The following is a 25,402-nucleotide window of genomic DNA, read 5'->3' on the forward strand; positions in this document are numbered from 1 at the left end:
GACGGACCGGCTGTTTCCGGTGGGCGATACTGGGTTCGAACCAGTGACCTCTTCGGTGTGAACGAAGCGCTCTCCCACTGAGCTAATCGCCCGGGAACGCACTGAACCATACAGGTCCCGGCACTCTTCCTTCAAACCGCTCGCAGGTGCCCGAGCAGTCCACGCCGCCCGGACCGCATCATCAGCGCGTGATTGGCGCGGAAGAGGGGCCGTCCCGGTACGGCGAGGCGCCGCAGCAGCGGCTTGTGCACGCTGACGACCTGGTCGTACCGCGCGAGACTGCCCGCCCCGCGCGGTGTGACGGTCCAGCGCGCCCAGCCCTCGATGTCCCCGGACAGGGCGGTCTCCAGCACGCCGGCCGCGGGGTCGCGCCGCACCTCCCGCGCCGTGAGGGTGATGTCGTACGGCAGGACGGAGCGGATGCGGATCACTCCGGTGGTGTCGTCGAGCCGGGTCACCTCCCGGACTTGGCGCCACCAGCGCGGGTAGTCCTCGGGGCGTTCCAGCACGCCGTACACGGTGGCCGGGGGCACCGGCAGGGTCCACAGACTGCGGAAGCGGTAATGGTTCCAGTCCATTCCGTCAGTCTGCCCACTCGCGGCACGGACTGTCTGAGTAGGGGCCTGAGTACCCGCACTCATGCCGTGCGAGGTGACGCGGACCACACTGCGAGGCATGACCCACCTTCCGCCCCCGGCCGAGGAGTTGCGGCTCCTCGATGCCGAACTGCGGCAACTGGACGCCCGCCGCGCCCAGTTGCTGGCCCGTCGCGCCTGGCTGGTCGCGGCCCTGCACCGGACTCGGCAGGCGTCGCCGGCCCAGGCCCGGATACGGGCGCCGCACCCGCCACCGCCGCGCCCCGAGACCGCCGCGCCCAGCGTGCAGAACGTACTGCTGGTCCTCGGCGGTGTCCTGCTCACGCTCGCGGCGGCGGTGTTCACGCTGGTCAGCTGGGGGCACATGGGGATCGCCGGGCGGGCCCTGGTGCTCGGCGCGGTCACGCTGGCCACGCTCGCCGCGCCCGTGGTCCTGCTGAAGCGGGGGCTGCGGTCGACGGCCGAGTCCGTGGCGGGCCTCGGGCTCGCCCTGACCCTCCTGGACGCCTACGCGCTGCACGCGGCGGCCCTTTCCGGGACGGACGGGACCGGGTACGCGGCCGCCGCGACGGCGGTGCTGGCGGCGACCTGGACGGCGTACGGCCTGCTGCCGGCCATGTCCGCGCTGCGCCTGCCCCTGCCCTGCGCCCTGGCGGCGGCCCAGTTCCCGCCGCTGCTGGGGGCCCTGGCCGCCGACGCGGGTCCGTACCCGATCACGGCCGCGCTGCTGGTGACGGCCGGGCTCGACGCGGTCGCCGTGGTGCGGCTGCCGGCCGGAGCGGTACGGGTCACCGCCGTCGTGGGTGCGTACGGTGTGGGCGGCTGGGGCGTGCTGGGTGCCGGCTGGCTGTCCCTCACGGCCGAGGGCCCGGGGGACGCTTCCCGCGCCGGGGCGCTGCTCCTGCTCGCCGCGGCGATCGCCGCGGGTTCGGCCCGGCGAGGGCCGGGCGTCGGGCACGCCCTCGGCCTCGCGATCACGTCCGGGCTGCTCGTCGTGGGGGCGCTCGGCGGGGTGGCGCGTTCCGGACTGCCGTCGCAGTGGGCGGTTCCGGCCCACCTGGTCGTCGCCATCGCCCTGTTGGCGGCGGTACGGGTCGAACGGCTGCCGGACGCGATGCGGCAGGGTCTGGCCTGGGCCTCCGGCGCCGTGCAGACGCTGGCCGTGCTGTGGACGCTGCCCGTCGTGGCCGTGGTGCTGCTGGGCCCGGCCGGATGGCTGGGCCGGGTGTGGAGCGGGGCGCCGTCGGACGCCCGTGCGGCGGTGGTCGTCGACGCGCCCTGGCCGCCGCACGCGGCCGTTGCTCCGATGGTGCTGGTGGCCGTCGCCGCCGTGCTCGCCCTGGCGGTCCGCGCGGGGGTGTGGCGTTCACGGGCCCGGCTCGGCGCTCTCGGCCTCCTGTGGGCCACGGCGCTGATCCTTCCGGCGATCCTCGAGATCCCGTATGTGTTCGGCATGCTGGTTCTGGGCGTCATGACGGCGGCCGCGCTGTCCGCGTGCCGGCTCGCGGCGTCGGCCGCGCAGGTCACGGCTCTCGTCCTCGCCCTGGTCACGGCCGCCGGTCTCACCCTGGTCGCCCTCGCCTCCCAGTCCGCGACCCTCGCCGTGCTGTCCGTGCTGACGGCGCTGTTCGCCGCGGCCTCGTGGCGGGCGGACGTCTCCCCCTTCACCGCTCCGGCGGCTCTCGTGCACGCCGCCGCGCTGGCTTCGGCCTCGGGTGCCGCGGCGGACTGGCCGGCGGCCCGAACCGCCCTGCTGGTCCTCGCGGTTGCGGCTGCCGCCGCTGCGCTGGCGGCACGTCTCGGTGTGTCGCGGGCGACGGTGCCCGTCGAGGCCGTGGGAGCCGCCGTCGGTCTGTTCGCCGTGGCGCTGGCCGTCACCGACCCGCCGATGCTCGCGCTGGTGCTGGCCCTGTGCGGGGTGATCGCCGCGGGCACGGCCCTGCGTCCCGAGCGCCGTCCCGTCGGCTACGCGGCCACGGCCCTGTTCGTGCTGGCCGCCTGGGTCCGGCTGGCCGCCTGGGACGTCGGCACGCCCGAGGCCTACACCCTCCCGGTGACCGTCCCGGCGCTGCTGGTCGGAGCGCTGCGCCGGCGCCGCGACCCGCGGGTCTCCTCCTGGACGGCGTACGGCCCCGGGCTCGCCGCGACCCTCCTGCCGAGCCTGGTCGCGGCCTGGACCGACCCGCAGTGGACACGGCCGCTGCTGCTGGGCGCCGCGGCGCTGCTGGTGACCCTGCTGGGCGCCCGGCACCACCTGCGGGCACCGCTGGTGCTCGGCGGCTCGGTGCTGAGCCTGGTCACCCTGCACGAACTCGCCCCGTACGTCGTGCAGGTGACGGGAGCCCTCCCCCGCTGGGCGCCCCCCGCCCTCGCCGGCCTCCTGCTGCTCGCCCTCGGGGCGACGTACGAGCAGCGGATCCGGGACGTCCGGCGGGTGCGGGAGGTCCTGGGAAGGATGGACTGAGAGCCCCGAGGCCGTCTCGACTGCGGACAAGTCCCGTGATGTCATACGTTCTCCGCTCGGCCGCCGCGACAGCGGCACGCTCGGCGTGGACGGGGGGCATCATGACGGGTCCGGGGGAATCGGCGGGCGGGGGCACGGGCGCCGGGGAGCAGGGGACGCTGGAGCGCCTGCTCTCGGTGGTGGGGGCGGGAGCCGTGGAGTTGCACACGGCCCCGGCGGGACTGCGGACGCAGGTCACCGGCGTCCATGTGCTGGACGCCCTGGAACCGGCCATCAGACCGCGGGAGTTACTGCTCGCGGTCGGCGTCGACCCGGGATCCGCCCATGCGGCCGATGTGGTGCGCCGGGCCGGTGAGGCCGGTGCGACGGGTGTGGTGTTCGGCCCGGGCCGGCCCGATCCCGCCGCACGGGCGTTGCAGGCGGCCGCGGAGGAAGGCGGCACGGCGCTGCTCTTCCGCACCGCCTGGTGCACCTGGGCGCAACTCGTGGGGGTGCTCAGGGCCGGGCTGGCCGCGGCGGGCGCTCCCCCGGTGCCCGCCACCAGCGGCGTACCCCTGGGCGATCTGGACTCACTGGCCGATGCGGTGGCCGCCCTGGTGGGAGGCTCGGTGACGATCGAGGACACGGAGTCGCGGGTGCTGGCGTACTCGTCCACCGAGGAGAACGTGGACGAGATGCGCCGGCTGACCATCCTCGGCCGTCGTGTGCCGCCCTGGCGGGTGGCGGCCATGCGGGAAGCGGGGTTCTTCCAGGCACTGTGGGGTGCGGGCGATGTGCTGCACCGGCCCGCCCACGGGCAGGACCCTGAACGTCTGGTGGGCGCCGTGCGGGCGGGCGGAGAGGCGCTCGGGTCCATCTGGGTGGCGGCGGTGGCCGGCCGCCCGCTGTCACCGGACGCCGCACAAACGCTGCGCGCGGCGGCCCGGACCGCCGCCGCGCACCTGCTCCATCACCGCACCCACCGTTCGGACGGCCGGCTGGTGGAGGATGCGGCCCGGGCGCTGCTGGAGGACCGCGGATCCGTCGAGGTGCTCGCGGAACGCGCCTCGCTGCCGCCCCGGGAGCCCTGTGCCGTCCTGGCGGTGGGCGTCGGGTCCGGCCACCCGTCGGACGATGGCCCGTCCGGGCTGTCCGGCCTGCTGGCCCTGCACTGCGCGGCCCTCGGACACCGAGTCGTGGTGGTCCCGGCGGGCGGTGGGGCCCTGGTGCTGCTGAGCGGTCTGCAACGCGACCCCGAGCGGGCCGACGGCCAGGTCGGGCGGCTCGGGAACGCACTGGCCGATCAGCTGTCGGCGACGATCGGCTCGACGGTGAAGGTGGGGCTCGGCGACGTGGTTCCGGGCCTGGCCGGGGCGTCCGCATCCCGCCGGTCGGCCGAACAGGCCCTGCGGGCGCTCGTCGCGGCCGCCGGGCCGCACGCCGTCGCGCGGAGCGCGGACGTCGCGGACACCGTGGGCATTCTCCAGGTCGTCGAGGCCCTGCGCGGGTTGACGCTGCCCGCGCGGACCTCGGTGGCCCGGCTGAGGGAGTTCGACGCCGATCACGGCGGCAGTTGCCTGGTGGAGACCCTGCGCGCCTACCTCGACCACTTCGGCGACGTGTCCGCCGCCTCGCGCGCGCTGGGCGTGCACTCCAACAGCCTGCGCTACCGGTTGCGCAGGATCAGGCAGGTGTCAGGACTGGACCTGGAGAGTCCCGATTGCCCGGCTGCTCGCCCACCTGCAGTTGCGTCTGGGCGGGGAGGCCTGAGGCACACCAAGCCGAGTGACCGGCAGCGGAGGCGCGACCGCACGCGTGCCGTCCGCCGTTCGGCCGGGGTCACCATCGAAGGGCCTCCGTCTTGTCGTATCGCACAACTCCTGTGCGCGCTGGCGGAGTTGTTGCGTCCGAAGGCCGTCGGTGAAGCCTCCTTCTTTGACGACTCGACGAAGACGCGGTGCCGGTGCGGACCGCAGCCTGGTGTTCCACCCGGGGCGGTCCCGGGCAGCGTGGACGAACCGGAAGGCTCACCATGACCGGACTGACCCCCGCCGCCGAGCGGCGCGAACGGATCCTGCGGGAAGCGGTGCGGCAGGGACTGCTGGACGCCGAGCGGTCCCAGCTGGCCGCCTTCGTCGACCTCGACGGCGTCGCCGCAACGGTCGAGTCGCTGCATCGCGCCTTTCCCTCCTCGCCGCCTGTGCTGCACGCGTTCGCCGCGAAGGCGAACTGCCTGGTGCCGGTGCTGGCGGAGCTGAGGCGGCTGGGCATGGGCTGCGAGGTGGCCACCGCGGGTGAGCTGGCCCGCGCGCTGGCAGCCGGGTTCGCACCGGACCGGATCGTCTTCGACTCCCCCGCCAAGACGGAGGGCGAACTGCGGCACGCCCTCGGCCTGGGTGTGACCGTCAACGCGGACAACTACCAGGAACTGGCGAGGATCGACCGGGCGCTGGACGGCCGCGCCCCGGTCTCGCGGATCGGGGTGCGCGTCAACTCCCAGCTCGGCGGCGGCAGCATCGCCGCGATGAGCACGGCGACCAGCACGTCGAAGTTCGGTGTCCCCCTGGCGGATCCGGGAAGCCGGCAGCGGTTGCTGCGCGCCTACCACGACCACCCGTGGCTGACCTGGGTGCACACGCACGCCGGTTCGCAGGGCTGCCCGCTCGACCTCATGGCCGGCGGGGTCGGGCGGGCCGTGGCGTTCGCCGAGGAGGTCAACGCCTCGCTCGGGCGGCGCCAGGTCGTCGGCGTCGACATCGGCGGCGGACTCCCCGTGAACTTCGCCGACGACGAGACCACGCCGACGTTCGACACCTACGTAGGGCAGCTGCGCGCCCAGGCGCCCGCCCTGTTCTCCGGCGGGTACGAGATCGTCACCGAGTTCGGGCGGTCCGTCCTCGCCAAGAACGGGTTCACCGCCGCGTACGTCGAGTACACGAAGAGCATGGGCGGCCGGCCGATCGCGGTCACCCACGCCGGTGTGCAGGTGGCCACCCGGACGGTGTTCAACCCCGACGCCTGGCCGCTGCGGATCGAGGCGCACGACGCGAGCGGCAGGGCCAAGCGGGGCGGACCGGTCCGCCAGGACATCGCGGGTCCCGCTTGCTTCGCCGGGGACCTGTTGGCCCGCGACCGCGCTCTGCCCCTCCTGGAACCCGGTGACATCGTCACCGTCCCGGACACCGGCGCCTACTACTTCTCGACGCCGTTCCACTACAACAGCCTGCCCGAACCCGCCGTGTACGGGATCCGGACGGGCGGTGCCGGCGACGGCGTCCGCTTCGAACTGCTGCGTCCCGCGCAGGACCCTTGGGACGTACCCGTGCTCGAGCCCGCTGTCGGAGTGAGGTAGGGAGCACTCGGTGGCACAGGCCAACCGTCGGCGCACCGGCCGGGACGGGCCGCTCCTCACCCAGCGCGCCGCCATCGTCTTCCTGCTCGCGGCCCTGGTCGGCATCGGTGCCACCGTCCTGTCGGCACTGGCCGGCAACACATGGCCCGTCGCGGTGAGCGTCGGCGGCGGGGTGACGGCTCCGGCCGTGCTGTTCTTCCACCAGATCATCGACTAGTCGGGCGGGTTCCAGGGGGCGCCGCCCCGGGAACCCGCCCGTGTCCGTGCCCGCTACGGCATCCGGTCGCCGAGCAGCGCCAGGTTCTCGATGGCGGCGAGACCGTACAGCGCGGTGTCGTTCGTGGACACCCAGGTGGCCTCGCTGCCCGGCACCAGCGCGGCCGGGCCGCTCAGCTTCTCCGTCCGCCAGGGTGCCGACTCCTTGTAGCCGTCGGAGTTGTAGAACTTCTCCCAGGCCCGCTTGGCGAGCTTCTCGTCCCCGGTCTTGACGGCCGCGTAGGCATCGAGGCGCGAGTGGCCCTGGAACAGCAGCAGGCTGCCGAAGTCCGAGCCGTAGCGGGCCTTCTGCTCGGCCTTGGTGGCGTTGAAGTGACGGCAGTAGTCGAAGTACGCCTCGTTGAACTCCGGCATGTCGACGAGGTCGATGAGTTCGGCGCACAACTCGTTGAGGCCGAACACGGCCGACAGGTGGGAGACGCTCACCACGGGCTTGTCCGCGACGGCGAACCTGCCGGTGTCCAGGTCGTAGAGCCCGGTGCCCTGGACGAAGCCGTTGGGCTGGGCGGCGATGGTCTCCATGGTGGACAGCACGCGGGCCTTGGCCTTCTCCCACTTGGGGCCCTTGCGCTCCCACTCCGTCAGCCAGGCCGACACCAGGCCGCTCCAGTCCGTGCCGAAGCCGATCGACAGGGCGTGCCGGTCGGGTGTGTAGGGCTCGGTGCGGATCTTGCGGATGGGGTCGAGGACGAGGAACGTCTCGTCGGAGTCGACGTTGGCGTGCATGAGGTCGCCGACCCGCTCGTCCGCCGTGAGGAAGTAGTAGTAGCGCCGGTAGGTGGTGTTGGCGATGCGCTGCTGCTTGGCGCTGTCGGCGAAGTGCTGCACGCCGTGCCGGGTGCCCAGGCCCGCCCATTTGCCCAGGTGGTAGACGTCGACCTCGCCGGTGTGCCGGGTCATCGCCTCCGCGAAGCGGAAGATGTCGGCGCGGCCGGAGCGCAGGTAGGCGAACCAGAGCCACAGGTCCGGCGACAGTTCGGAGTTGTCCCAGGCGTAGCCGCCGATGTCGTACCGCCACTGGTGCCGGAAGGTGTCGTAGGTGTGCATGATGTCGCCGTAGTCCCAGAAGCCGTACCAGCGGCGCTGCTCCACCTGGTCCTTGTAGTAGGTGAAGAGGAAGTCCAGGTGGTCCTCGATCTTCGCCTTGGCGGGGGTGGAGCGGTCGGGCTCGGAGTACAGGCCCGGTCCGAAGACCTTGGCCTTGATGAGCTGGCCGGGCGGGGCGGCCAGTTGCGGCAGCACGCGGACGGCCTCGACCTGCTCGGCGAGCCGGTCGGGGCCCGGGGTCGAGTCGTTGGCCCAGAAGAGGAGTTCGGAGGTGCGGGCGATGCCGTACGGGGTGCCGAACTCCGGCTCGTAGTCCTCATAGGTGATGTTGAGGCCTTCGAGCTGTTCGGGGTAGGTGTCCTGGCCCATGCCGTCGTGGTAGAAGCGCAGGTCCATGGGCTGCGCCTCGGGCGACCAGAGCCAGAGGGTCACCTCGGCCTCGTCGGTGTGGGCGTCCCGGATGTCGAGCTGGGCGGGGAACTTCTCCCAGAAGTCGCGCAGTCCGAAGGAGAACCCGCCGCTCGCCCCGCCCACATAGCCGAAGCCGGACGCGCGCCGGCCACCACCCGCGCCGACCCAGCCGTGCCCCTTCTTGGTGCGCTTGCGCAGCGTGAAGCCGTCGGCGGACAGCTGGGAGAGGGTGTAGTCGCCCCACTCGGGGATGTACTGCAGGCGGGTCGTGACCCGCTGGTCCCAGGTGGCGGGGTCGGGCAGCTTCCTGCCTTCGAACTGGGCCGACTGCACGGCCGCGCCCGGGTCCCGGCGCAGTCCGGTGATGCCCTTGACGGCTTCGCGCAGCAGTCCGGTGCCGTCGCCGCCGATCCGGATGTGGCGGTCGTACGCCTCGTCCCGCATCGGCACGGTGAAGCGGACTCCGAGGCCGCGGATGAAGTCACCACTGGCCTTGCCCGGCTCCTGCGTGCCGTCGTAGGTGATGGTGTGCACCATGCGGAAGGAGTCGGCGCCCGCGTAGAAGTAGAGCCTGATCGAGAACGGCAGCCAGCCGCGGCCGCCCTTGCGGTGCTTGCCGTCGATGCGGACGACCGCGCGGACCGGGCCGGCCTGTTCGACCTCGACCTTGGAGATGGTGCCGTCGAAGCGCTCGGTCCTGACCGCGCCCTGGTCCTCGTCCTCGATCTCGGGCTGGCGGATCAGCACGAGCCGGCCGTTCTTGGCGATCTCCGTGGAGCCCCGGGTGACGGACTTGACGAGGGTGGAGCCGGACGTGCCGATCCTGGCGGTGATGACGCCGGTGGAGATGTCGATGGTGCCGCCGCGCTTCTGGACGGTGACCTTCTTCTCCGGTGCGCCGGGCGTCCCGGCGGCGAGGGTGAGCTTGCCGTCGCCCGAGGCGACCGCGTGCGCGGTCCATTTCAGGGAGCCGTCGGGCCAGTAGGCGATCGGCCAGGACTGCACGGGTACGGCCTTGCCGCCGGCGTCCGTCAGCGCGAAGGTCTGGTCCTTCTGGTACGCGCCCTTCGGCCAGGGCACACCGACGGTGGAACCCGGAGCGGCACCGAGACCGCCGTCCTCCAGCCAGTCCAGGGTCACCGGGTCCGCGTCGGCGGGTTCGGCTCCGGGCGCGGCCTGGGCGTGCTGGGCTCCCAGCGCCCAGCTGAACTGAGCGGCGGCTCCGGTGACGGCGGCTGCCTTGAGGAGGGACCTGCGGGGGATGGGAGACATGGCGATGATGCCTTTCCTTGTCCGTGCGGGAAGCAGTTCCGTGCGCTGGTCAGAGGCATGACAGAGAGAGGCGCGGCGTGCCGGCCGGCCTGGAGAGGGGGGGAGGCCGCCGTTCAGCGGTGCGGGTACCGCTCCTCCACTGCGACGGCGGCCGCCGCCACGGCCCCGAGGACGGCGACCGCCAGCGGCGCGGCGAACCAGGCGGACACGGCCACCACGGCCAGCCCGCCGACGATCAGGAAGGACCCGGCCGGGTCGAGCACCGTGCGCCGCCCGGCCCCGGCCAGCAGCGTCCGCCAGCGCGCTCCCGGCGCCCAGACCGCCGCCGCCCGCAGGCCGGCCACGACGAGCCCGATCAGCGCGACGACTCCGACGGCTCCGACGAGCGGCCCGCCGGGAATCCCCGCCCGGGCCGCCTGCACGTCCACCCAGACCGCGGCCACCGCCGCCCACCCGGCGAGCCCGGCGAGCCACCCGCCGCGCAGGGCCGTGCGGAAGTCGGCGGCGAACTCCCGCCAGCCACCGCCCTCATGAGCGGTACGGCGCCGCAGATGCCGCGCCCCGGCGGCGAACGCGGCGGGATAGGTGACCACCCCCAGGGAGGCCACCGCGATCCACACACCGGTCAGCAGGCACTCCGCGAACACCGCGAAACGCTCGGCCAGTGCCGACTCCCCCCGTGCCTTCACCCGTGTCCCGGCCATGCCGCCCTCAGCCCTTCAGACCCGACGTGGCCATGCCGTCGATCAGATAGCGCTGGAAGGCGAGGAAGAAGGCGAGCACCGGCAGCAGCGCGACCAGCGACATGGCGATCATGCCGCCGTAGTTGGCCAGCCCTTCCTGGTCGACGAACATCTTCAGGCCGAGCGAGACCGTGTACTTGTCGGGCTCGTTGAGGTAGATCAGCGGGCCCATGAAGTCGTTCCAGGAGTTGATGAAGGTGAAGATCGCACTGGTGATCAGGGCCGGCCGGGCCAGCGGCAGCACGATCGACCAGTAGATCCGCAGGTGCCCGCAGCCGTCGAGGCGGGCCGCCTCGTCCAGCTCCTTGGGCATGTTGCGCATGAACTGCACCATCAGGAAGACGAAGAACGCCTCGGTTGCCAGGTACTTGCCGAGCAGCAGCGGCGTGTAGGTGTTGATCAGCTCCAGGTTGCGGAACAGCACGTACTGCGGGATCAGCAGCACGTGGTACGGCAGCAGGAGCGTGCCGATCATCAGGGTGAACAGCAGATTGCGGCCCGCGAACCGGATCCTCGCGAAGGCGTACGCCGTCAGCGAGCAGGACACCAGGATGCCGATCACGGAGCCCACGGCGAGGAAGAGCGAGTTGAAGAAGAACGTGGAGACCGGGATGTCGGCGATGCCGTCGGCGAGGCTCGTGTAGTTGGCGATGACCGGGTCGCCCGGGAAGAGGTCCAGGCTGCCGACGATGTCCTCGCTCTTCTTGAAGGACCCGCCGACGACCCAGATCACCGGGTAGAGGATCACCGCGAGGATCAGCAGTGAGCCGATGTGCCAGGCCAGGGACCCGGGCAGCTTGTGCCGGAGCCTCCCGGTGGGCTTGATCTCGGTGGCCGATGGGGGTGCCCCCTGACCGAGCGGAGTCGAGAGATCGGGGGAGCTCATCGGGCGCCCTCCTCGTAGTGCACCCAGCGCTTCTGGGACCAGAACAGCACCGCCGTCACCAGGGCGACCGCGATCAGCAGGAGCCAGGCCATCGCGGAGGCCAGGCCCATGCGGCTGTTCTCGAAGCCCTGGACGTAGAGGTAGCAGGTGTAGACCATCGACCCGTCGGCCGGACCGCAGGCATTGCCTCCGGCGCCGCCGCCGACGATGTACGCCGAGCTGAAGATCTGGAAGGAGTGGATCGTCTCCAGCAGCACGTTGAAGAAGAGCACTGGGGAGATCATCGGCAGCGTGATGTTCCAGAACCGCCGCAGCTTGCCCGCCCCGTCGACCTCGGCCGCCTCGTACAGCTCGCGCGGGACCTGCTTGAGCCCGGCCAGGAAGATGACCATGGGGGCGCCGAACTGCCAGACGGTGAGCGCCACCAGGCTGTAGATGATCAGGTCCGGGTCGCCGGTCCAGCCGCCGGCGTCGATGCCGAAGATCTTCTGGGTACGGTCGACGATCGCGTCGTCCGAGAAGATCGCCTTCCACACGATCGCGACGGACACGCTCGCACCGATGAGCGACGGCGCGTAGAAGGCGGCCCGGTAGAAGGCCTGCCCGCGCCGGCTCTGGGCGAGCAGCAGCGCCACGCCGAGGGCGGCGATCAGCTTGAGCGGTGTGCCCACGGCGACGTACCAGAGCGTCACCTGCACCGAGTGGCGCCAGCGCGGATCGCCGAACATCTCGGAGAAGTTGTCGAGGCCGATCCACTGGGGCGCGTCGAAGAGGTTGTAGTCGGTGAAGGCGTAGTAGAGCGAGGCGATCATCGGGCCCGCGGTGAGCAGCAGGAACCCGGCGATCCAGGGGGACATGAAGAGATAGCCGGCCAGGTTCTCCCGGCGCCGCCGCCGCTTGAGGGCGGCGGGGCGCTCGGGCTTCACCGGACCGTGCCGCGGCTCGGAGTCCTGGGACAGGCCCTCCATCGCAGGGGCGTGTGTCACGGTGGTTCCCATCAGGTGCCGAGAGCCGTCTTCGACTCGGTGAAGAACTGCTTGACGGCCTCGTCGACCGAGCGCTTGCCCAGGCCGAGTTCCTCGCCGATGCGCAGGAAGGCGGCCTCGCAGACGTCCGCGCCGTTCGGGTGCGGGGTGATGGGCTCCAGCACGCCCGCCGTGACGAGGGACTCCTCGTAGGCGGCGATCGCCTTGTTGACCTCGTCGGTCGGCTTGTACGCGTCGTACTGCGCCTGGGTCGCGGGCACGCCACGGTCGTAGCCCATGATCTTGGCGACCTCGGGGTCGTGCACCATGAAGTCGATGAACTGGGCGACTTCCTTGGGATGCTGGGTGCGCTTGGAGGCGCTCAGCATGAGGGAGCCGAGGTACTGGCCGGTCTTCTTGCCGTCCGTCGTGGGGATGGGGGCCAGGCCGTACTCGCTCTTGCCCTCGGCCGTGTAGCGGACGGTGAAGTTATCCCAGGTGAACTCGCCGCCGGCGAGCTCGCCGGCGACCGCGGACTTGGGCTTGATCTGGGCGACCTTCTTCTGGTTGGCGTAGCTGCCGTCCTCGACGCCTTCCTTGGCCTTGGTCCACCAGTCCGTCAGATCCGCCTCGGTGAAGCCGAGCGCGTCCTCGGTGAAGAACGCCTTGCCGTTCTGGCGCAGGTAGAGGTCGTAGAGGTACATGATGTTGTACGGGCCGGTGTCACCGGCACGCCCCGTCTTCTGGCGGATCTTCTTCATCGCCGCGTGGTAGTCGTCCCAGGTCCATCCCTGCTCCGGCTTCACCCCGGCCCGGGTGTAGACGGGCTTGTCGATGACCAGGGCCATGGAGTTCGAACCGACGGGGACGCCGAGGAGCTTGCCGTCGATCTCACCGAACTTCGCGAGGCCCGCGCGGAATCCGTCCATCCGGAGGTTGCCGGCCTTCGCCTGCTCGCTGAGATCGAGCAGCACGTTCTTCGCGTCGTATTTCCGGAGGAAGCCGATCGCATTCTGGAACACGTCCGGCGGATTCCCGCCGGAGGCCTGGGTGTTGAACTTCTTCCAGAAGTCGGGATAAGGCTGGAAGTCCGTTTTCACCTTGATCTTCGGGTACTTCTTCTCGAAGAGCGCGATCGTCTTGTTGATTCTCTCGGCACGGTCCTCCGCGCCCCACCACGCGTAACGGATCGTCACCGTCCCGTCCGCGGAGGCCCCTCCGTCACCACCGCAGCCGGTCGTCGCGGCCAGCCCCAGCGCGGCTGCCGTGGCTCCGGCCGCCTTCAAAATCGTGCGTCTCTCAACATTCCTGCCGTTCACCACGGTTGGACCTCCCCGCGCGTCGTCCCGCTTGCATGAATCGTTTCAAGTAAGCGCTTGCTGGCACAAGGTACGGAGGGGCTGAGAGTGCGTCAATGATTCGGACAAGAATTTCTTACCGAGGCGGCGGGCGACGGGGCGGGCCGTGGAGGTGGGGCCGGGGACTCGGCTCGGGCGACATCGCTGGTGACGTCGATGCGGTCGAGGCGCCGCCTGCGGCGGGGCGAGCCGGGCCGCTTTCGGGCGCGACCGAAAAGCGACGCCGGGCCGGCGACCGGAGGGTGCGGGATCGAGGACCCTTTCCGGCCAGGCCGCTGCCGAGTCGTTGCGGGGTGCGATTGTCTACGGGGTGACGGCACCGGAGGGAGCGCCCTGACGGACGAGTCGGTGCGCCCGGCGGGATCGATGGTGGTCGCAGACCGGGCGGCGCAGGGTGCCGGGTGACAGGCCGCTCCCCCGCGCTTCGCCGGTTCGCCTCCCCCGCGGCGCATGCGACAGCCCTCAGCGGACGGACCTCGGCGCCCTCCGGGACCTTGGAGACGCATGCGGCACCCGCGCCGGCCGATGGGCGGGGCGGTGTTCCAGCCACGCCGCCCGGCGGTACCGAGCGCCGCGGGCAAGCCCTCCGTCAGCGATCTCCCGGCCCCGTCTCCCGCCCGGAGGCCCGGCGACACTTCGGCAGATACGACAACGGCAGCCCACCTGCGTAGTCGCAGGTGGGCTGCCGGTCCGGGTGGGCGATACTGGGTTCGAACCAGTGACCTCTTCGGTGTGAACGAAGCGCTCTCCCACTGAGCTAATCGCCCGGGCGCAGGAAGAACATTACCCCATGTCAGCGGGTGCCTGTGACGCTCACTGGTCCTCGATCTTCCACGGCATGACGATGCCGAACTTCCACAGGTAGACACCGAGCAGGACGCCCACGATCACCAGCCCGATCAACGTCAGGATGATGTTGCGGCGCCGCACCTTGGGGTCGAGGGCCCGCTGGGCCGCCTCGGTGACCTTCCGCTTGGTCCAGCGGAGCACCAGCTGGGCCCAGACGAACTCCGTCGCCCAGATCGCCATGCCGCCGAAGATCACGACCCAGCCCGGTCCGGGAAGCGGCAGCATGATGATGCCGGCCACGACGACCGCGAGGCCGATGATGAAGACGCCGACCTGCCAGCTCACGTGCAGCGCCCGGCGCGCCTTGATGAATTCCGGCGCTCGCGAGCCGAGCCCGCGGTCCTGGTCGCCGTGCACCTCGCCCGGCCCCGATCCGTCCGACGCCACGACCACCTCGCCCGGCTCGTTACTCCCCGTATTCATACGGCCGAACACTACCCGAGCGAAACCAGTCACCGGAATGGACGCACGACGCGAACGACCCCTCGGCCGGAAGAGTTACGTAAAGGCACGCAAAACACTCAGAGGGGTTTACAACGGCACCGTAGGTGGCATGTCGATTTCGCCGACGTGCGAATCCCCGAGCGCACACTGAGCGAAAGGCCCTGGCGCTTATGAACACCACGGTCAGCTGCGAGCTGCACCTGCGCCTCGTTGTGTCGAGCGAGTCCTCCCTGCCTGTCCCCGCAGGCCTGCGGTACGACACGGCCGACCCCTACGCCGTGCACGCCACCTTCCACACCGGAGCCGAGGAGACCGTCGAGTGGGTGTTCGCCCGCGACCTCCTCGCCGAGGGACTTCACCGCCCCACGGGCACCGGCGACGTCCGCGTCTGGCCATCACGCAGTCACGGTCAGGGCGTCGTGTGCATCGCCCTGAGCTCGCCGGAGGGCGAGGCCCTGCTGGAGGCCCCGGCGCGGGCGCTGGAGTCCTTCCTGAAGCGGACCGACGCCGCCGTGCCGCCCGGCACGGAACACCGGCACTTCGACCTCGACCAGGAGCTCTCGCACATCCTGGCGGAAAGCTAGGGCGAGGCCCCCACAAAGCCGCCCGGCGCCGTCCACTCGGGGAGACGGCTCGGGCCAGGACAACCGCACACGGGATGACACCGGCGCCGATACCGCGGCTCACGCGGCTCGGCGCCGGTTCGCGGGTACGCCCTCCCCCGCTCACTCGCAACCGCTGCCGGGCGCTCGGGAACCCCCGAGCGCCCTGCGGCGTTGTATTCGAAGCCATGTGCGGGCATCTGGAGGGTCCGGCGATGGCGGAGCCGTTACCATCGGCCAGCATCGGCGGGCGCCCGCCCGACCCTCAGGCCAGGGAGCAAATCGTGCTGATCACCCACGACACCCGGTGCGCCCTCGACACCGTGGTCGATCTGGTGAACACCGCACCGGAGGACGACACGGCGGCGGACGGGCTGCCGGACGTGGCGACCCTCACGGACTTCGTGCGGAACCACGAGATCAGCGATGTCGGGGTGCTCTCGGAGTTCGACCTGTCCGCGGTGCGCAAGATCCGCGGACGCTTCGCCGCCGTCTTCGCCGCCCCCGACGCCCGGGCCGCCGCCGGGCAGATCAACGACCTGGTCGCGGCCGCCGGAACCACCCCCCGGCTCACGGACCACGACGGCTACGACTGGCATGTGCACTACTTCGCCCCCGGTGCCTCCGTCGCCGATCACCTGGCCGCCGACTGCGGGATGGCGTTGGCGTTCTTCGTGGTCGCCGGAGAGCAGGAGCGGCTGCGGCGCTGTGAGGCGCCCGACTGCCGGCGCGCCTTCGTCGACCTGTCCCGTAACCGCTCGCGGCGCTACTGCGACAGCCGCACCTGCGGAAACCGCCTGCACGTGGCCGCGTATCGCGCGCGCCGCAAGGAAGCCGCGGGCTGACCGCCGCCGCCGGTTCGCGGAACCCCGGAGGTCGCCGGCACCTACCGGCCCATGCCGAGGTCGTCGATGCCGACCGCCTCGCGCCGAGGCCGTCGATGCCGGCGCGGCCCCGGCGGGTGGCGCCGGGTACCGCGGGTCAGGCTCACAGCAACAGCAGATCGTGCAACGAGGCCATGAGCAGCAGGCTCCCGATCACCGCCAGGAAGATCATCAGCGGTGGCTGGGAGAGGGCGAAGAGGCAACCGCGCGGCTCGTCCTGCCGGGGACGTGGCTCGTCCGGCGGGAGAAAGGGCTCCTCCCGCGGAGGACATGGCTCGTCCTGCGGCGGGGCGGGGTCGCTCTGTTTCGTCGTGTCCAGCATCTCGCGGCGATGATGACGCAGTCGCCCGGCCGAACGCGATCAGTGCGCTCGTTCCGTGCGGGAGTGCGCCGATTCCGCGAGGTCCGGTTCGGGTTGTGATCACTTCCGCGCGTCAGCGGACTCACTGTGACGATTCAGTCCCGGGCGGGGCGGCCGTCATATGCCGTGCTTCTTGAGGATGGCCTCGATGTCGCTGAAGTCGTCCTCGCCGCGGGACGCCGGCGCGGGCCGGTTCGCCGGGCGGGAGCCCTGACCCAGGGAGGGCGCCGAGGCGGGTGCCACCGCGTCGGGCCGCTCGGCCGCCCGGGCCGCGGCCCTGCGCTCTTTACGGGTGCCACCGCGCCGGCGCTCCACGGCTCGCGTGGTCATGAACAGCACCCACGCGAGACCGAGCACCCCGAATCCGGCCCAGGCCGTCGGGCTGAACGCGGTGTCGGCCAGCCACTCGACCACCCCCGTCATCACCAGGCCGATCGGGACGAGGGAGTAGGCCGCGACACGCACCGCGGTGAGGTAGCGCTTGCGGTACGCCGTGACGACCGCGATGCCCAGGCCTGCCGCGGACACGGCGGAGCAGACGGTCTCGGCAATCATCCGGTCCTCCAGGCGTGGCGCATCGGGTCGGAACACTTTCGTCCCTTCCATCCTGCACCCGCCGCACCCCGGCGGGCCATGCTCCGGGCCCGACATCAGGGACATCTCCGGGTCCCCTCCTCCGCAGGTTCCGATGCGGGCCGCGCTCCCGGTCGCGCCTGCTGGAAGACTGTCGGTATGAGCGACCCCTCCTCCGACCGTTCCACCGCCCCCGTCCTCGAGATCTGGTGCGACCTCCAGTGCCCGGACTGCCGTACCGCGCTGGACGATCTCCATGCCCTGCGCGCCCGCTACGGCGACCGTCTGGAGCTGCGGCTGCGGCACTTCCCGCTGGAGAAGAACAAGCACGCCTTCGCCGCCGCCCAGGCAGCGGAGGAGGCATGGGAGCAGGGCCGGGGCTGGCCGTACGCGGAGGCCCTGCTGGGGCGGGTCGAGGAGCTGGCCCGTAAGGGGGAACCCTTCCTGGTCGAGGTGGCCCGCGAACTGGACCTGGACGCCGAGGAGTTCGACACCGCTCTGGTCGACGGCCGGCACATCCTGATCGTGGACGCCGACCAGGCCGAGGGCAAGGCGATCGGCGTGACCGGCACCCCGACGTACGTCATCGGCGGTGAGCGGCTCGACGGCGGCAAGAGCCAGGAGGGGCTGCGCGAGCGGATCGAGGAGATCGCGGACCGGCTGCTGGCCGGGCGGGAGCACTGACTCCCCCGCTCCGCTCCCGGCTCCCGGGACGCTAGAGCAGCGGTTTGTACATGGCGTACCGCTCGGTCTCGTAGCCGAGCGACGCATACAGCCGCTCGGCCGGGGTGTTGCCGGCGAAGACGTTGAGCCCGAGCGTCCGCCTGCCCTCCGCGATCGTCTGGGCCTCGGCCAGCAGCATCAGGGTGCGGCCGTGGCCCTTTCCGCGGTGGGCGGCGTCGGTCTCCACGTCGAAGACGAACGCGCTGTCCGCGCGCACCGCCAGCCACAGCGTGCCCACCGGTGTCCCCAGGTGCTCGACGACGCTGATCAGCATGCCGGGGGTGGCGAGACCGTCGGGCAGCAGAGTGGCGTGGTCGCGCTCCGACTTGGCCCGGGCCTCGGCCTCCGGGACGCCCCGCTCGATCCAGCTGCGCGCGTACTCCTCCTTGCCCTTCTCCAGCCAAGGGCCGAACTCGGCTTCGGTCATGGGCCGGGCGCGGCTGCCCCCGGGCAGCTCCGGCGGGGTGTCGCCGAGCTGCTTCTCCATGCCGCGGTTGCGGACGACGTAGCCGAGCGCCGTGGCGAGCCGCAGGCCCGCCTCGGACGTGGCGCGGACGGCCGCCTCGATGCGGCGGCACCCCCAACCGCGCGCCACCTCCTCCGCGGCGAGCGCGGCGACCGTGCCCCGGCCCCGCCTGCGGTCCGGTTCGTCGATGTGGAGCTCCATGATCCGGGCCACCGCCCGGCCGAACACGGGATGCGTGCCGAGGTGTATCGCCCCCACGGGACGGCTGTTCACGCACACCTGGTAGCGGCGCGAGCGCGTCCCGTCGGCGTTCTGCTGAAGCGGCTCGGTCGGCCGCAGGGTCGTGGTCATCAGGGGTGTTCTACCCGCAACCACGGCCCCCTTCAGCCGATTTTCCGGGGGCTGTCAGGGGTCGAGGTCGCTGCCGGCCCGCTCCTCGAAGAGCCGCATGGCCTTGGCGGTCACCGGACCGGGCGCGCCGGACAGCTCTCGGCCGTCGACGCGGTGCACGGCCTGTACGTCCCGCAGGGTGGACGTCAGGAAGATCTCCTCGGCCCGCTCCAGGACGTCCAGCGGCAGGTCGGTCTCCTTCGCGCCGGTCCATTCGACCGCCAGCGCTCGGGTGATGCCCGCGAGGCAGCCCGAGGCGACCGGCGGGGTGTGGATCTCGCCGTCGAGGACGACGAAGACGTTCGACCCGGTGCCCTCGCACAGCTGTCCCACCGTGTTGGCGAACAGGGCCTCGGAGGCGCCCTGTTCACGCGCCCGGGCGAGAGCGACGACGTTCTCGGCGTACGAGGTGGTCTTCAGGCCGGTGAGGGCGCCACGCTCGTTGCGGGTCCAGGGCACGGTGATCACGGCGGTGGAGTCGGGGCGGCGGGTCGTCTCGCCGAGGGCGACGACGAGGGTCGGGCCGTGGTCGCCGCGGTCGGAGCCGAGGGGGCCGTGGCCACCGGTGTAAGTGATGCGGAGACGGCCGAGCGGCACGGGGCCGGCTTCGAGGACCGCGGCGCAGGCGCGGCGCACCTCGTCGTGGTCCGGATCCGGCAGCCCCAGGCCGCGCGCGGACCGGGTCAGCCGGTCGAGGTGCCGGGTGAGGGCGAACGGCCGGCCGTGCACGGCCTTCACCGTCTCGAAGATGCCGTCGCCCACGGTCAGGCCGTGGTCGAAGACGGAGACGCGGGCGGACTCGGTGTCCTGCAGTCCGCCGTCGAGCCAGATCTTCACGTCAGGTCCTCCCGGAGGTCCTCTCCACTCACCTCGTACGCTCCCGACGCTATCGCGAGCAGCCGGGACGCCTTCAGCTCGGTCTCGCGCCACTCCCCCTCGGGATCGGAGCCCCAGGTGATGCCGGCGCCGGTGCCGAAGCGCAGTACGCCCTCCGCCCGGTCGATCCAGAACGTACGGATGCCGACGGCCAGCTCTGCGACCCGCCGGTCGGCGTCGACCCACCCGATCCCGCCGCAGTACGGCCCCCTGGGCGCCGTCTCGAGCGTGTCGATGATCCGCAGCGCGCTGGACTTGGGCGCGCCGGTGACCGAGCCGGGAGGGAAGGCGGCGCCGATCAGCTCGGCCCAGCCGGCCCCGTGATCGAGCTCGCCGCGGACCGTCGAGACGAGGTGGACCAGCCCCGGGTGCTTCTCGACGGCACACAGGTCGGGCACCGTCACACTGCCCGTGGCGCACACCCGCCCGATGTCGTTGCGGACGAGGTCCACGATCATCACGTTCTCGGCGTAGTCCTTCTCCAGCAGGTCCGCCTCCGTCCTGCCGGTGCCCTTGATCGGCCCGGACTCCACGATCCGGCCGTCGCGCCGCAGGAACAGTTCGGGCGAGGCGGTGGCGATCTCCACGCCGTGCCCGGGCAGGCGAATCGTTCCCGCATACGGTGCAGGGTTGCCGCGGGCGAGCAGTGCCGTGAGGGCGTCCACGTCGGCGCCGGGCGGGACGGGCGCCGACAGCACCCGGCACAGGTTCGCCTGGTAGACCTCGCCGGCCGCGATGTGGTCGCGGATCCGCCGGACGGCGGCCGTGTACGCGGCGCGGTCGAGCGAGGACGTCCAGTCACCGGCCGCCGGCCCGTGCCATGCGCCGGGCACGGGGGCGGGCACGTCCGCGGTCCGGACCTGCGCGAAGCGGGCGCAGGTCAGCCGGCCCTCGAAGTCCGCGCAGACGGCCCAGAAACCGCTGGACTCCAGGGCTTCGGGGTCGTCGGTGACGTCGAGGAGCCCGGTGGCGACGCGGTCGCCGAAGCGGGCGAGAGGAGGGAGGTCGAGCACGCAGTCGAGTCTATGGCGGGCGTCTCGCGGGTGGCCGCGATGCCCCGCCGACGGCCCTGTGACGCCCTTGAGCAGGGGAAGCGCAGCACGCTGCACAAACGCGTTTTTGTACTGGCCCCGGTATCCGCTAGAGTTCAACACGTCGCCGGGCCGCGAGAGCGGATCGGAAAGACAGGCGAACGTAGCTCAGTTGGTAGAGCGCAACCTTGCCAAGGTTGAGGTCGCGAGTTCGAACCTCGTCGTTCGCTCGAAAGAGCAAGGGGATCTTCCCGAACCCCTGCACTCCTGGTGGAGTGGCCGAGAGGCGAGGCAACGGCCTGCAAAGCCGTCTACACGGGTTCAAATCCCGTCTCCACCTCCAAGGACGATTAGCTCAGCGGGAGAGCGCTTCCCTGACACGGAAGAGGTCACTGGTTCAATCCCAGTATCGTCCACTGGATCTCTCAAGGTCCCACCCGCGCGATTAGCTCAGCGGGAGAGCGCTTCCCTGACACGGAAGAGGTCACTGGTTCAATCCCAGTATCGCGCACGCAGTGCCCATGAGCGGACACAGTCCGTACACATGGCCCCGAGGACGATTAGCTCAGCGGGAGAGCGCTTCCCTGACACGGAAGAGGTCACTGGTTCAATCCCAGTATCGTCCACATCACACAGGAGCCCCCGGCCGTTCGCGGCCGGGGGCTCCTTGCGTTTCGCGTCGTCGTCCCGCGAGGCGCGTCAGGACGAGAACAGCATGTGGCCGAAGCTCTTGCTGCGGTGGTGGCCGTGATGACCATGATGGCCGTGGCCGCCGTGCGGGGCGCCCCAGGCGGGAGCCGGCGGGGCCGGGTAGGCCTGCGGGCCGGGCGGGGGCGGCGGGGCGGGCTGGGACCACTGTGCCTCGAGGCGGGTCAGGGACTCCAGCTCGCCGTAGTCGAGAAAGATCCCGCGGCAGCCGCTGCACTGCTCGATCTGGACACCGTTGCGGTTGTACGTGTGCATCGGTGCACGGCACTTCGGACACTGCATGGTGGTTCAACTCCTCGCCGGTCGGTCCTGCTTCACATCTCGCCAGGACAGACTCTGTCCCGCTGCAGTCGGTTGCACCCTACTTCGCGTGCTCCTGCGCCAACTGTGCCGGGACGGTAGCCATTCGGTCACAGGCGTCCACGACCGCCTGCTCCACCTCGTCCAGCGGGCGCCCGGCCGCGACCGCCTTGGCGACGGCCCGGGCCGCGGTCTGCGCGGTGAGGGCGCGGGCGGCGACGTCGAGGGCGGGCCAGGGGTCGCCCTCGACGGGGACGGCGGGACCGCCGGCCTCGCGGTAGGCGGTGAGGAATCGGGTCCACTCCCCGGGCGGGAGCAGGCCGCAGGCGTACCAGGCGGCGGGGCGGGCGAGGTCCCAGGCGGGGACGCCGGTGCCGAGGTCGTCCACGTCTATCAGCAGCCAGGGGCCGTCGGGGGCGGGACGGCGGACGAGCTGGCCGAGGTGGAGGTCGCCGTGGCAGAGGGTGCCGGTGTGCGGCATCGGGGCCTCGGCCCGGGCCCAGGGCGGGAGGGTGGCCCAGGCGCGCAGGACGGGGGCGGCCGCGGGGTGCGGACCGGCCTCGCGGAGCCGGGCCACGGCCCGGGCCGCCTTCGCGGGGCCGCGCATGGGAGGCAGGTCCGGCGGGGCCGGAGCGCGGTGGAGGCGGGCGAGGAGAGTGGCGGCGGCTTCCCAAGGGGCGGCGTCCGGGTCGCCGGGATCCACGGGTGCGCCGTACGGCCAGAACGTCACGAGGCGTCCGTGCAGGGCGAGCGGGGCGGGGTCGAGTGGAGGCAGGAGGATGCCGGGGAGGCGGGTGGCCAGATCGAGGCGGCCGGCGAGTTCGGCCGGGTCGCTGTCCGGTGGGTGGGCCTTCGCGACGGTGTCCGCGTGGCGTACGACGACGCCGTCGGGGCGGTCCGCGAGCGTGGCCGCGCCGCAGGGACAGGCCGACGAGCGCGCGTGTGCGGCGACTCGGGCCCTGACGGCGAGCGCGCGCAGGAGTGGGGCGGGGGTCACGGGGTGAGGGTACGTGCGGTGGGGTGCGCGGCGTCGGGAAGTGGCGGCATCGGATGCGCGGTGCCAGGAACTGCGGGCATCAGGTGCTCGGCGTCCGGAGCTGCCGGTGTCCGGTGCACGGCGCCAGGAACTGCAGGCATCAGGTGCTCGGCGTCCGGAGCTGCCGGTGTCCGGTGCGCGGTGCCAGGAACTGCGGGCATCAGGTGCTCGGCGTCCGGAGCTGCCGGTGTCCGGTGCACGGCGCCAGGAACTGCGGGCAATAGGTGCTCGGCGTCCGGGTGGGGCGTGGCGGCCTGGATTGGGGTGCTCGCTCTGGCCGTCGGTGGCGCCTTCGGCGGCACGCATGCCCCGCAGCGGAGGCGGGGCAACCGGCTGAAGGCAAAGCAATGCCGGCGCAGCTCCCCAGCTGCGCCGGCATCTGTGCCGTCCGCCGCACCCCCGTCCCCACGGGGTTTCATGGGTGTGATGTTCCCGCCCGGACCGCTCTTCCGGGCCTGGGGTCGCCGCTCAGCGCCCCAGCATCTCTCCCACGGACGACGCCTGTGTGGCCACTGTCTCCCACCCGTCGAAGACGAGGAGGAGCAGGACCGCCAGGGGAAGGGCCATCAGCGTCGCCACCAGCGGGTGGCGACGGCCCTGGCGGCGGGGGCGGAACGCGGCGGCGTACGCCTTGCGTCCCTCCTCGCGGAGCAGTGTCCGCGGTGCCGTCTGGGCCATGGTCCCTCTCCTGACCGTTCTCCGTTGTGGTTTACAGCGGCGAGCGTCTGACCTCGGGGGACGAGTGCTGCCACCCGCCGCTTGACCTCAAATCTAGGCGTCCGGCCCCTCCCCGGCGTCATGCCCTCGTACCGATTGCCGGGCCTCCCCTAGGATGAGCCGCCACCTGCGATGTACTCCCCTGGGTGGAGACGCAGCCGCGGGTCTCAGGGTCTTCCCCGACGGGACGCCGGGATCATCCCTCTTTGTCTGAGCTCTCCTCCCGCGGAACGGGCTGTTCCACGAGCGCGAGCACCCGATTCGCCATGAAGCGGGCGGTACGGACGACCGTCCCGCTTCGGGTGACTTCGCTCACTTCCACGACACCTCGGCGCACCGCGGTCTCCACCCTGCGGCCCGCTCTGCTCGCCACGACCTCGTAGGTGCGCGTCGTGTCCCCCGCATCCACGACTATCTCCACACGATCACCCTTCACAGGACCAATCCCCCTTCTGCGACGGGTGGTTGGGATCACTCCGCACGCGAAGTCCGCCTCTCCGCGCCCTCCCTGACCACTCTTCAAGTCTCCCACCCACCACTGACAATCCATCACCCTGAGAGGGCGCGGCCTCTGCGCGCGGGCGGCCGCGGAAACGTAAGCTGTGGCTCGTCACAGGACCGGGCAGCGGGGATGAACATGGCGATGATGCGCCTGAGGCGCGAGGACCCGCGCGTCGTCGGCTCGTTCAAGCTTCACAGGCGGCTCGGCGCGGGCGGGATGGGCGTGGTCTACCTGGGCTCCGACAAGAAGGGGCAGCGGGTCGCGCTCAAGGTCATCCGTCCCGACCTGGCGGAGGACCAGGAGTTCCGCTCCCGGTTCGCCCGTGAGGTCTCGGCGGCCCGGCGGATCCGTGGCGGCTGCACGGCCCGGCTGGTGGCCGCCGACCTCGACGCGGACCGCCCCTGGTTCGCCACGCAGTACGTACCCGGCCCATCACTGCACGACAAGGTCGCGGCCGAGGGCCCGCTCTGCGCGGCCGATGTCGCGGCCGTCGGTGCCGCCCTGTCGGAGGGCCTGGTCGCGGTGCACGAGGCCGGGGTGGTGCACCGGGACCTGAAGCCGTCCAACATCCTGCTGTCCCCGAAGGGGCCGCGGATCATCGACTTCGGCATCGCCTGGGCCACCGGCGCCTCGACGCTCACCCATGTCGGCACGGCGGTCGGCTCGCCCGGCTTCCTCGCGCCGGAGCAGGTGCGCGGGGCCGCCGTCACACCGGCCACGGACGTGTTCTCGCTCGGTGCCACGCTCGCGTACTCCTCGATGGGCGACTCGCCCTTCGGGCACGGCAGTTCCGAGGTGATGCTGTACCGCGTGGTGCACGAGGAGCCGCAGCTGCACGGTGTGCCCGACGCGCTGGCTCCGCTCGTCCGGGCGTGTCTGGCGAAGGACCCCGAGGAGCGGCCCAGCACGCTCCAACTGTCGCTGCGCCTCAAGGAGATCGCCGCCCGGGAGTCGCAGGATCTGGCCGGTGTCCGGCCGCCCGCGCCGCGCGGTGCCGACGGCGACCGGCCCGTCGACACCTACCCCGAGCGGGTCCGGCGTCCGCAGGGGCAGCAGAGTTCCGGGGCGCAGCGGGGCCGGGGCACTCCCCCGCCCCGGGGTTCCGCTCCCTCCCGGGACGGCCATGCCTCGCCGGACGGTGCGGCTTCGCAGAGCGGGACGGGTGCGCGGGGCGGAGTCCGGGCGACCGGGGGCGGGAACCGGTCGACGGGGAGCGGAAGCCGCGGCAGGACCCCGATGCGCGGACCCGGCGCCTCGCGTGGCGGCGCCCCGTCGCGGTCGGGGGCGCGGCCGACGCCCGCCGGACGCGATGGGACGCGATCGGGCAGTGGCGGGCGCCCCGCTCCGCACAGCGGCGCCGGACGCCCGGCGTCCAGGAACACGGGAACCCGGCTGCGGCCCGCGAATCCGCGGCTGCTGCGGCAGCGGCTGTTCGTGTTCGTCGTGGTGACGCTGCTGGTGGCGGTGGGTATCGCCCTGGTGCAGGGCTGCCAGGGGCCGGCGCGGGGACTCGGCGGCGACGGGGTCGGCGTGCGGCAGGAGCACGTCCAGCAGGACGACCCTCCGCGCAGCTTCGCGCCGTAGGGGCCCG

Annotated in this window: 24 protein-coding genes and 7 tRNA genes; 13 read left to right on the forward strand and 18 right to left on the reverse strand. The window is 71.9% G+C overall.

Annotated elements, in window-relative coordinates:
- Positions 1 to 20: 20 nt before the first annotated feature.
- Positions 21 to 92, reverse strand: a tRNA-Val gene (locus ABTX60_RS18610).
- A gap of 39 nt (positions 93 to 131) precedes the next feature.
- Positions 132 to 578, reverse strand: coding sequence for an SRPBCC family protein (locus tag ABTX60_RS18615; protein ID WP_352098112.1), 447 nt, complete (start codon positions 576 to 578; stop codon positions 132 to 134).
- A 61-nt stretch (positions 579 to 639) separates the two neighbouring features.
- Here ABTX60_RS18615 and ABTX60_RS18620 point away from each other — a divergent pair, with 61 nt between their 5' ends.
- The 4 genes from ABTX60_RS18620 to ABTX60_RS18635 all read left to right on the forward strand — a co-directional run bounded on the left by ABTX60_RS18620 (position 640) and on the right by ABTX60_RS18635 (position 6,608).
- Entirely contained in the window at positions 640 to 3,060 is a 2,421-nt protein-coding gene (locus ABTX60_RS18620) for an SCO7613 C-terminal domain-containing membrane protein (protein WP_502992350.1), read from the forward strand.
- A gap of 101 nt (positions 3,061 to 3,161) precedes the next feature.
- Positions 3,162 to 5,075 carry a helix-turn-helix domain-containing protein gene (locus ABTX60_RS18625; RefSeq protein WP_352098114.1) on the forward strand — a complete coding sequence of 638 codons (1,914 nt, stop codon included), beginning with the start codon at positions 3,162 to 3,164 and terminating at the stop codon, positions 5,073 to 5,075.
- Complete coding sequence (locus tag ABTX60_RS18630; protein WP_352098115.1) at positions 5,072 to 6,391, forward strand: type III PLP-dependent enzyme domain-containing protein; 1,320 nt, start codon at positions 5,072 to 5,074, stop codon at positions 6,389 to 6,391. The genes ABTX60_RS18625 and ABTX60_RS18630 overlap by 4 nt, the downstream gene beginning before the upstream one ends.
- Positions 6,392 to 6,401: 10 nt before the next feature.
- A complete protein-coding gene (locus ABTX60_RS18635) occupies positions 6,402 to 6,608 on the forward strand; it encodes a hypothetical protein (protein ID WP_053668272.1) in 207 nt (68 codons plus the stop codon).
- Between the two features lie 53 nt (positions 6,609 to 6,661).
- Here the strand turns inward: ABTX60_RS18635 and ABTX60_RS18640 are convergent, their stop codons facing one another.
- The 7 genes from ABTX60_RS18640 to ABTX60_RS18670 form a co-directional block, all read right to left on the reverse strand.
- Positions 6,662 to 9,397 (reverse strand): exo-rhamnogalacturonan lyase family protein, encoded by a 2,736-nt coding sequence (locus ABTX60_RS18640; protein ID WP_352098116.1) that lies wholly within the window; start codon positions 9,395 to 9,397, stop codon positions 6,662 to 6,664.
- A gap of 113 nt (positions 9,398 to 9,510) precedes the next feature.
- The gene (locus tag ABTX60_RS18645) at positions 9,511 to 10,101 is read right to left on the reverse strand and encodes a hypothetical protein (RefSeq protein ID WP_352098117.1); all 591 of its coding nucleotides are present in this window, start codon (positions 10,099 to 10,101) and stop codon (positions 9,511 to 9,513) included.
- Between the two features lie 7 nt (positions 10,102 to 10,108).
- The gene (locus tag ABTX60_RS18650) at positions 10,109 to 11,026 is read right to left on the reverse strand and encodes a carbohydrate ABC transporter permease (protein ID WP_352098118.1); all 918 of its coding nucleotides are present in this window, start codon (positions 11,024 to 11,026) and stop codon (positions 10,109 to 10,111) included.
- Positions 11,023 to 12,024: a carbohydrate ABC transporter permease gene (locus tag ABTX60_RS18655; protein ID WP_352098119.1), complete on the reverse strand. Its 1,002-nt coding sequence runs from the start codon at positions 12,022 to 12,024 to the stop codon at positions 11,023 to 11,025. Before ABTX60_RS18655 ends, ABTX60_RS18650 begins: the two co-directional genes overlap by 4 nt.
- Entirely contained in the window at positions 12,024 to 13,313 is a 1,290-nt protein-coding gene (locus ABTX60_RS18660; RefSeq protein ID WP_352098120.1) for an ABC transporter substrate-binding protein, read from the reverse strand. The genes ABTX60_RS18655 and ABTX60_RS18660 overlap by 1 nt, the downstream gene beginning before the upstream one ends.
- 731 nt (positions 13,314 to 14,044) lie before the next feature.
- Positions 14,045 to 14,116: transfer RNA gene (locus tag ABTX60_RS18665), tRNA-Val, on the reverse strand.
- A 46-nt stretch (positions 14,117 to 14,162) separates the two neighbouring features.
- Positions 14,163 to 14,621 (reverse strand): TIGR02611 family protein, encoded by a 459-nt coding sequence (locus ABTX60_RS18670; protein ID WP_352098121.1) that lies wholly within the window; start codon positions 14,619 to 14,621, stop codon positions 14,163 to 14,165.
- Positions 14,622 to 14,812: 191 nt separating this feature from the next.
- Here ABTX60_RS18670 and ABTX60_RS18675 point away from each other — a divergent pair, with 191 nt between their 5' ends.
- The gene (locus tag ABTX60_RS18675) at positions 14,813 to 15,226 is read left to right on the forward strand and encodes an SsgA family sporulation/cell division regulator (RefSeq protein ID WP_004002642.1); all 414 of its coding nucleotides are present in this window, start codon (positions 14,813 to 14,815) and stop codon (positions 15,224 to 15,226) included.
- 302 nt (positions 15,227 to 15,528) lie between these two features.
- Complete coding sequence (locus tag ABTX60_RS18680) at positions 15,529 to 16,089, forward strand: CGNR zinc finger domain-containing protein (protein WP_352098122.1); 561 nt, start codon at positions 15,529 to 15,531, stop codon at positions 16,087 to 16,089.
- Between the two features lie 142 nt (positions 16,090 to 16,231).
- On the opposite strand, the gene ABTX60_RS18685 is transcribed toward ABTX60_RS18680, so the two are convergent.
- On the reverse strand, positions 16,232 to 16,450 hold the full coding sequence (locus ABTX60_RS18685; protein WP_352098123.1) for a hypothetical protein: 219 nt from the start codon (positions 16,448 to 16,450) through the stop codon (positions 16,232 to 16,234).
- Positions 16,451 to 16,606: 156 nt separating this feature from the next.
- On the reverse strand, positions 16,607 to 17,044 hold the full coding sequence (locus ABTX60_RS18690; protein WP_352098124.1) for a hypothetical protein: 438 nt from the start codon (positions 17,042 to 17,044) through the stop codon (positions 16,607 to 16,609).
- 177 nt (positions 17,045 to 17,221) lie between these two features.
- Between ABTX60_RS18690 and ABTX60_RS18695 the strand changes: the two genes are divergently transcribed.
- Positions 17,222 to 17,746, forward strand: a complete 525-nt coding sequence (locus tag ABTX60_RS18695) for a DsbA family protein (protein ID WP_352098125.1) — start codon at positions 17,222 to 17,224, stop codon at positions 17,744 to 17,746.
- Positions 17,747 to 17,777: 31 nt separating this feature from the next.
- Here ABTX60_RS18695 and ABTX60_RS18700 read toward each other — a convergent pair whose 3' ends face one another.
- From ABTX60_RS18700 to ABTX60_RS18710, 3 genes are read right to left on the reverse strand one after another with little or no spacing between them, the layout of a single operon-like run.
- Complete coding sequence (locus ABTX60_RS18700; protein ID WP_352098126.1) at positions 17,778 to 18,602, reverse strand: GNAT family N-acetyltransferase; 825 nt, start codon at positions 18,600 to 18,602, stop codon at positions 17,778 to 17,780.
- A gap of 54 nt (positions 18,603 to 18,656) precedes the next feature.
- Complete coding sequence (locus tag ABTX60_RS18705) at positions 18,657 to 19,478, reverse strand: aminotransferase class IV (protein ID WP_352098127.1); 822 nt, start codon at positions 19,476 to 19,478, stop codon at positions 18,657 to 18,659.
- Positions 19,475 to 20,530: a chorismate-binding protein gene (locus tag ABTX60_RS18710; protein WP_352098128.1), complete on the reverse strand. Its 1,056-nt coding sequence runs from the start codon at positions 20,528 to 20,530 to the stop codon at positions 19,475 to 19,477. Before ABTX60_RS18710 ends, ABTX60_RS18705 begins: the two co-directional genes overlap by 4 nt.
- Positions 20,531 to 20,705: 175 nt before the next feature.
- On the opposite strand from ABTX60_RS18710, the gene ABTX60_RS18715 reads away from it, so the two are divergent.
- From ABTX60_RS18715 to ABTX60_RS18735, 5 genes are all read left to right on the forward strand, one after another.
- Positions 20,706 to 20,778 (forward strand) — tRNA-Gly (locus ABTX60_RS18715).
- A gap of 39 nt (positions 20,779 to 20,817) precedes the next feature.
- A tRNA-Cys gene (locus tag ABTX60_RS18720) sits at positions 20,818 to 20,891 on the forward strand.
- Position 20,892: 1 nt separating this feature from the next.
- Positions 20,893 to 20,964: transfer RNA gene (locus tag ABTX60_RS18725), tRNA-Val, on the forward strand.
- 23 nt (positions 20,965 to 20,987) lie between these two features.
- Positions 20,988 to 21,059: transfer RNA gene (locus ABTX60_RS18730), tRNA-Val, on the forward strand.
- 43 nt (positions 21,060 to 21,102) lie between these two features.
- A tRNA-Val gene (locus tag ABTX60_RS18735) sits at positions 21,103 to 21,174 on the forward strand.
- 73 nt (positions 21,175 to 21,247) lie between these two features.
- On the opposite strand, the gene ABTX60_RS18740 is transcribed toward ABTX60_RS18735, so the two are convergent.
- From ABTX60_RS18740 to ABTX60_RS18755, 4 genes are all read right to left on the reverse strand, one after another.
- Positions 21,248 to 21,538, reverse strand: a complete 291-nt coding sequence (locus tag ABTX60_RS18740; RefSeq protein WP_352098129.1) for a TFIIB-type zinc ribbon-containing protein — start codon at positions 21,536 to 21,538, stop codon at positions 21,248 to 21,250.
- A gap of 79 nt (positions 21,539 to 21,617) precedes the next feature.
- A complete protein-coding gene (locus ABTX60_RS18745) occupies positions 21,618 to 22,553 on the reverse strand; it encodes a phosphotransferase family protein (protein WP_352098130.1) in 936 nt (311 codons plus the stop codon).
- Between the two features lie 507 nt (positions 22,554 to 23,060).
- Positions 23,061 to 23,270, reverse strand: coding sequence for a hypothetical protein (locus ABTX60_RS18750; RefSeq protein ID WP_053668257.1), 210 nt, complete (start codon positions 23,268 to 23,270; stop codon positions 23,061 to 23,063).
- Positions 23,271 to 23,505: 235 nt separating this feature from the next.
- Positions 23,506 to 23,745 (reverse strand): DUF8836 family protein, encoded by a 240-nt coding sequence (locus ABTX60_RS18755; RefSeq protein WP_053668256.1) that lies wholly within the window; start codon positions 23,743 to 23,745, stop codon positions 23,506 to 23,508.
- 195 nt (positions 23,746 to 23,940) lie between these two features.
- Between ABTX60_RS18755 and ABTX60_RS18760 the strand changes: the two genes are divergently transcribed.
- On the forward strand, positions 23,941 to 25,395 hold the full coding sequence (locus ABTX60_RS18760) for a serine/threonine-protein kinase (protein ID WP_352098131.1): 1,455 nt from the start codon (positions 23,941 to 23,943) through the stop codon (positions 25,393 to 25,395).
- Positions 25,396 to 25,402: the final 7 nt, after the last annotated feature.

The sequence above is a fragment of the Streptomyces sp. NPDC126510 genome, from assembly GCF_040302345.1.
Classification (GTDB): domain Bacteria; phylum Actinomycetota; class Actinomycetes; order Streptomycetales; family Streptomycetaceae; genus Streptomyces.

Excerpts from the sequence above, each read along its gene's own strand:
- ABTX60_RS18630 (WP_352098115.1), top strand. The coding sequence starts at position 5,072 with ATGACCGGACTGACCCCCGCCGCCGAGCGGCGCGAACGGATCCTGCGG.
- ABTX60_RS18655 (WP_352098119.1), bottom strand. The coding sequence starts at position 12,024 with ATGGGAACCACCGTGACACACGCCCCTGCGATGGAGGGCCTGTCCCAG.
- ABTX60_RS18760 (WP_352098131.1), top strand. The coding sequence starts at position 23,941 with ATGAACATGGCGATGATGCGCCTGAGGCGCGAGGACCCGCGCGTCGTC.
- ABTX60_RS18640 (WP_352098116.1), bottom strand. The coding sequence starts at position 9,397 with ATGTCTCCCATCCCCCGCAGGTCCCTCCTCAAGGCAGCCGCCGTCACC.
- ABTX60_RS18685 (WP_352098123.1), bottom strand. The coding sequence starts at position 16,450 with ATGCTGGACACGACGAAACAGAGCGACCCCGCCCCGCCGCAGGACGAG.
- ABTX60_RS18650 (WP_352098118.1), bottom strand. The coding sequence starts at position 11,026 with ATGAGCTCCCCCGATCTCTCGACTCCGCTCGGTCAGGGGGCACCCCCA.
- ABTX60_RS18625 (WP_352098114.1), top strand. The coding sequence starts at position 3,162 with ATGACGGGTCCGGGGGAATCGGCGGGCGGGGGCACGGGCGCCGGGGAG.
- ABTX60_RS18645 (WP_352098117.1), bottom strand. The coding sequence starts at position 10,101 with ATGGCCGGGACACGGGTGAAGGCACGGGGGGAGTCGGCACTGGCCGAG.
- ABTX60_RS18750 (WP_053668257.1), bottom strand. The coding sequence starts at position 23,270 with ATGGCCCAGACGGCACCGCGGACACTGCTCCGCGAGGAGGGACGCAAG.
- ABTX60_RS18670 (WP_352098121.1), bottom strand. The coding sequence starts at position 14,621 with ATGAATACGGGGAGTAACGAGCCGGGCGAGGTGGTCGTGGCGTCGGAC.
- ABTX60_RS18740 (WP_352098129.1), bottom strand. The coding sequence starts at position 21,538 with ATGCAGTGTCCGAAGTGCCGTGCACCGATGCACACGTACAACCGCAAC.
- ABTX60_RS18700 (WP_352098126.1), bottom strand. The coding sequence starts at position 18,602 with ATGACCACGACCCTGCGGCCGACCGAGCCGCTTCAGCAGAACGCCGAC.
- ABTX60_RS18615 (WP_352098112.1), bottom strand. The coding sequence starts at position 578 with ATGGACTGGAACCATTACCGCTTCCGCAGTCTGTGGACCCTGCCGGTG.
- ABTX60_RS18690 (WP_352098124.1), bottom strand. The coding sequence starts at position 17,044 with ATGATTGCCGAGACCGTCTGCTCCGCCGTGTCCGCGGCAGGCCTGGGC.
- ABTX60_RS18675 (WP_004002642.1), top strand. The coding sequence starts at position 14,813 with ATGAACACCACGGTCAGCTGCGAGCTGCACCTGCGCCTCGTTGTGTCG.
- ABTX60_RS18620 (WP_502992350.1), top strand. The coding sequence starts at position 640 with ATGCCGTGCGAGGTGACGCGGACCACACTGCGAGGCATGACCCACCTT.
- ABTX60_RS18695 (WP_352098125.1), top strand. The coding sequence starts at position 17,222 with ATGAGCGACCCCTCCTCCGACCGTTCCACCGCCCCCGTCCTCGAGATC.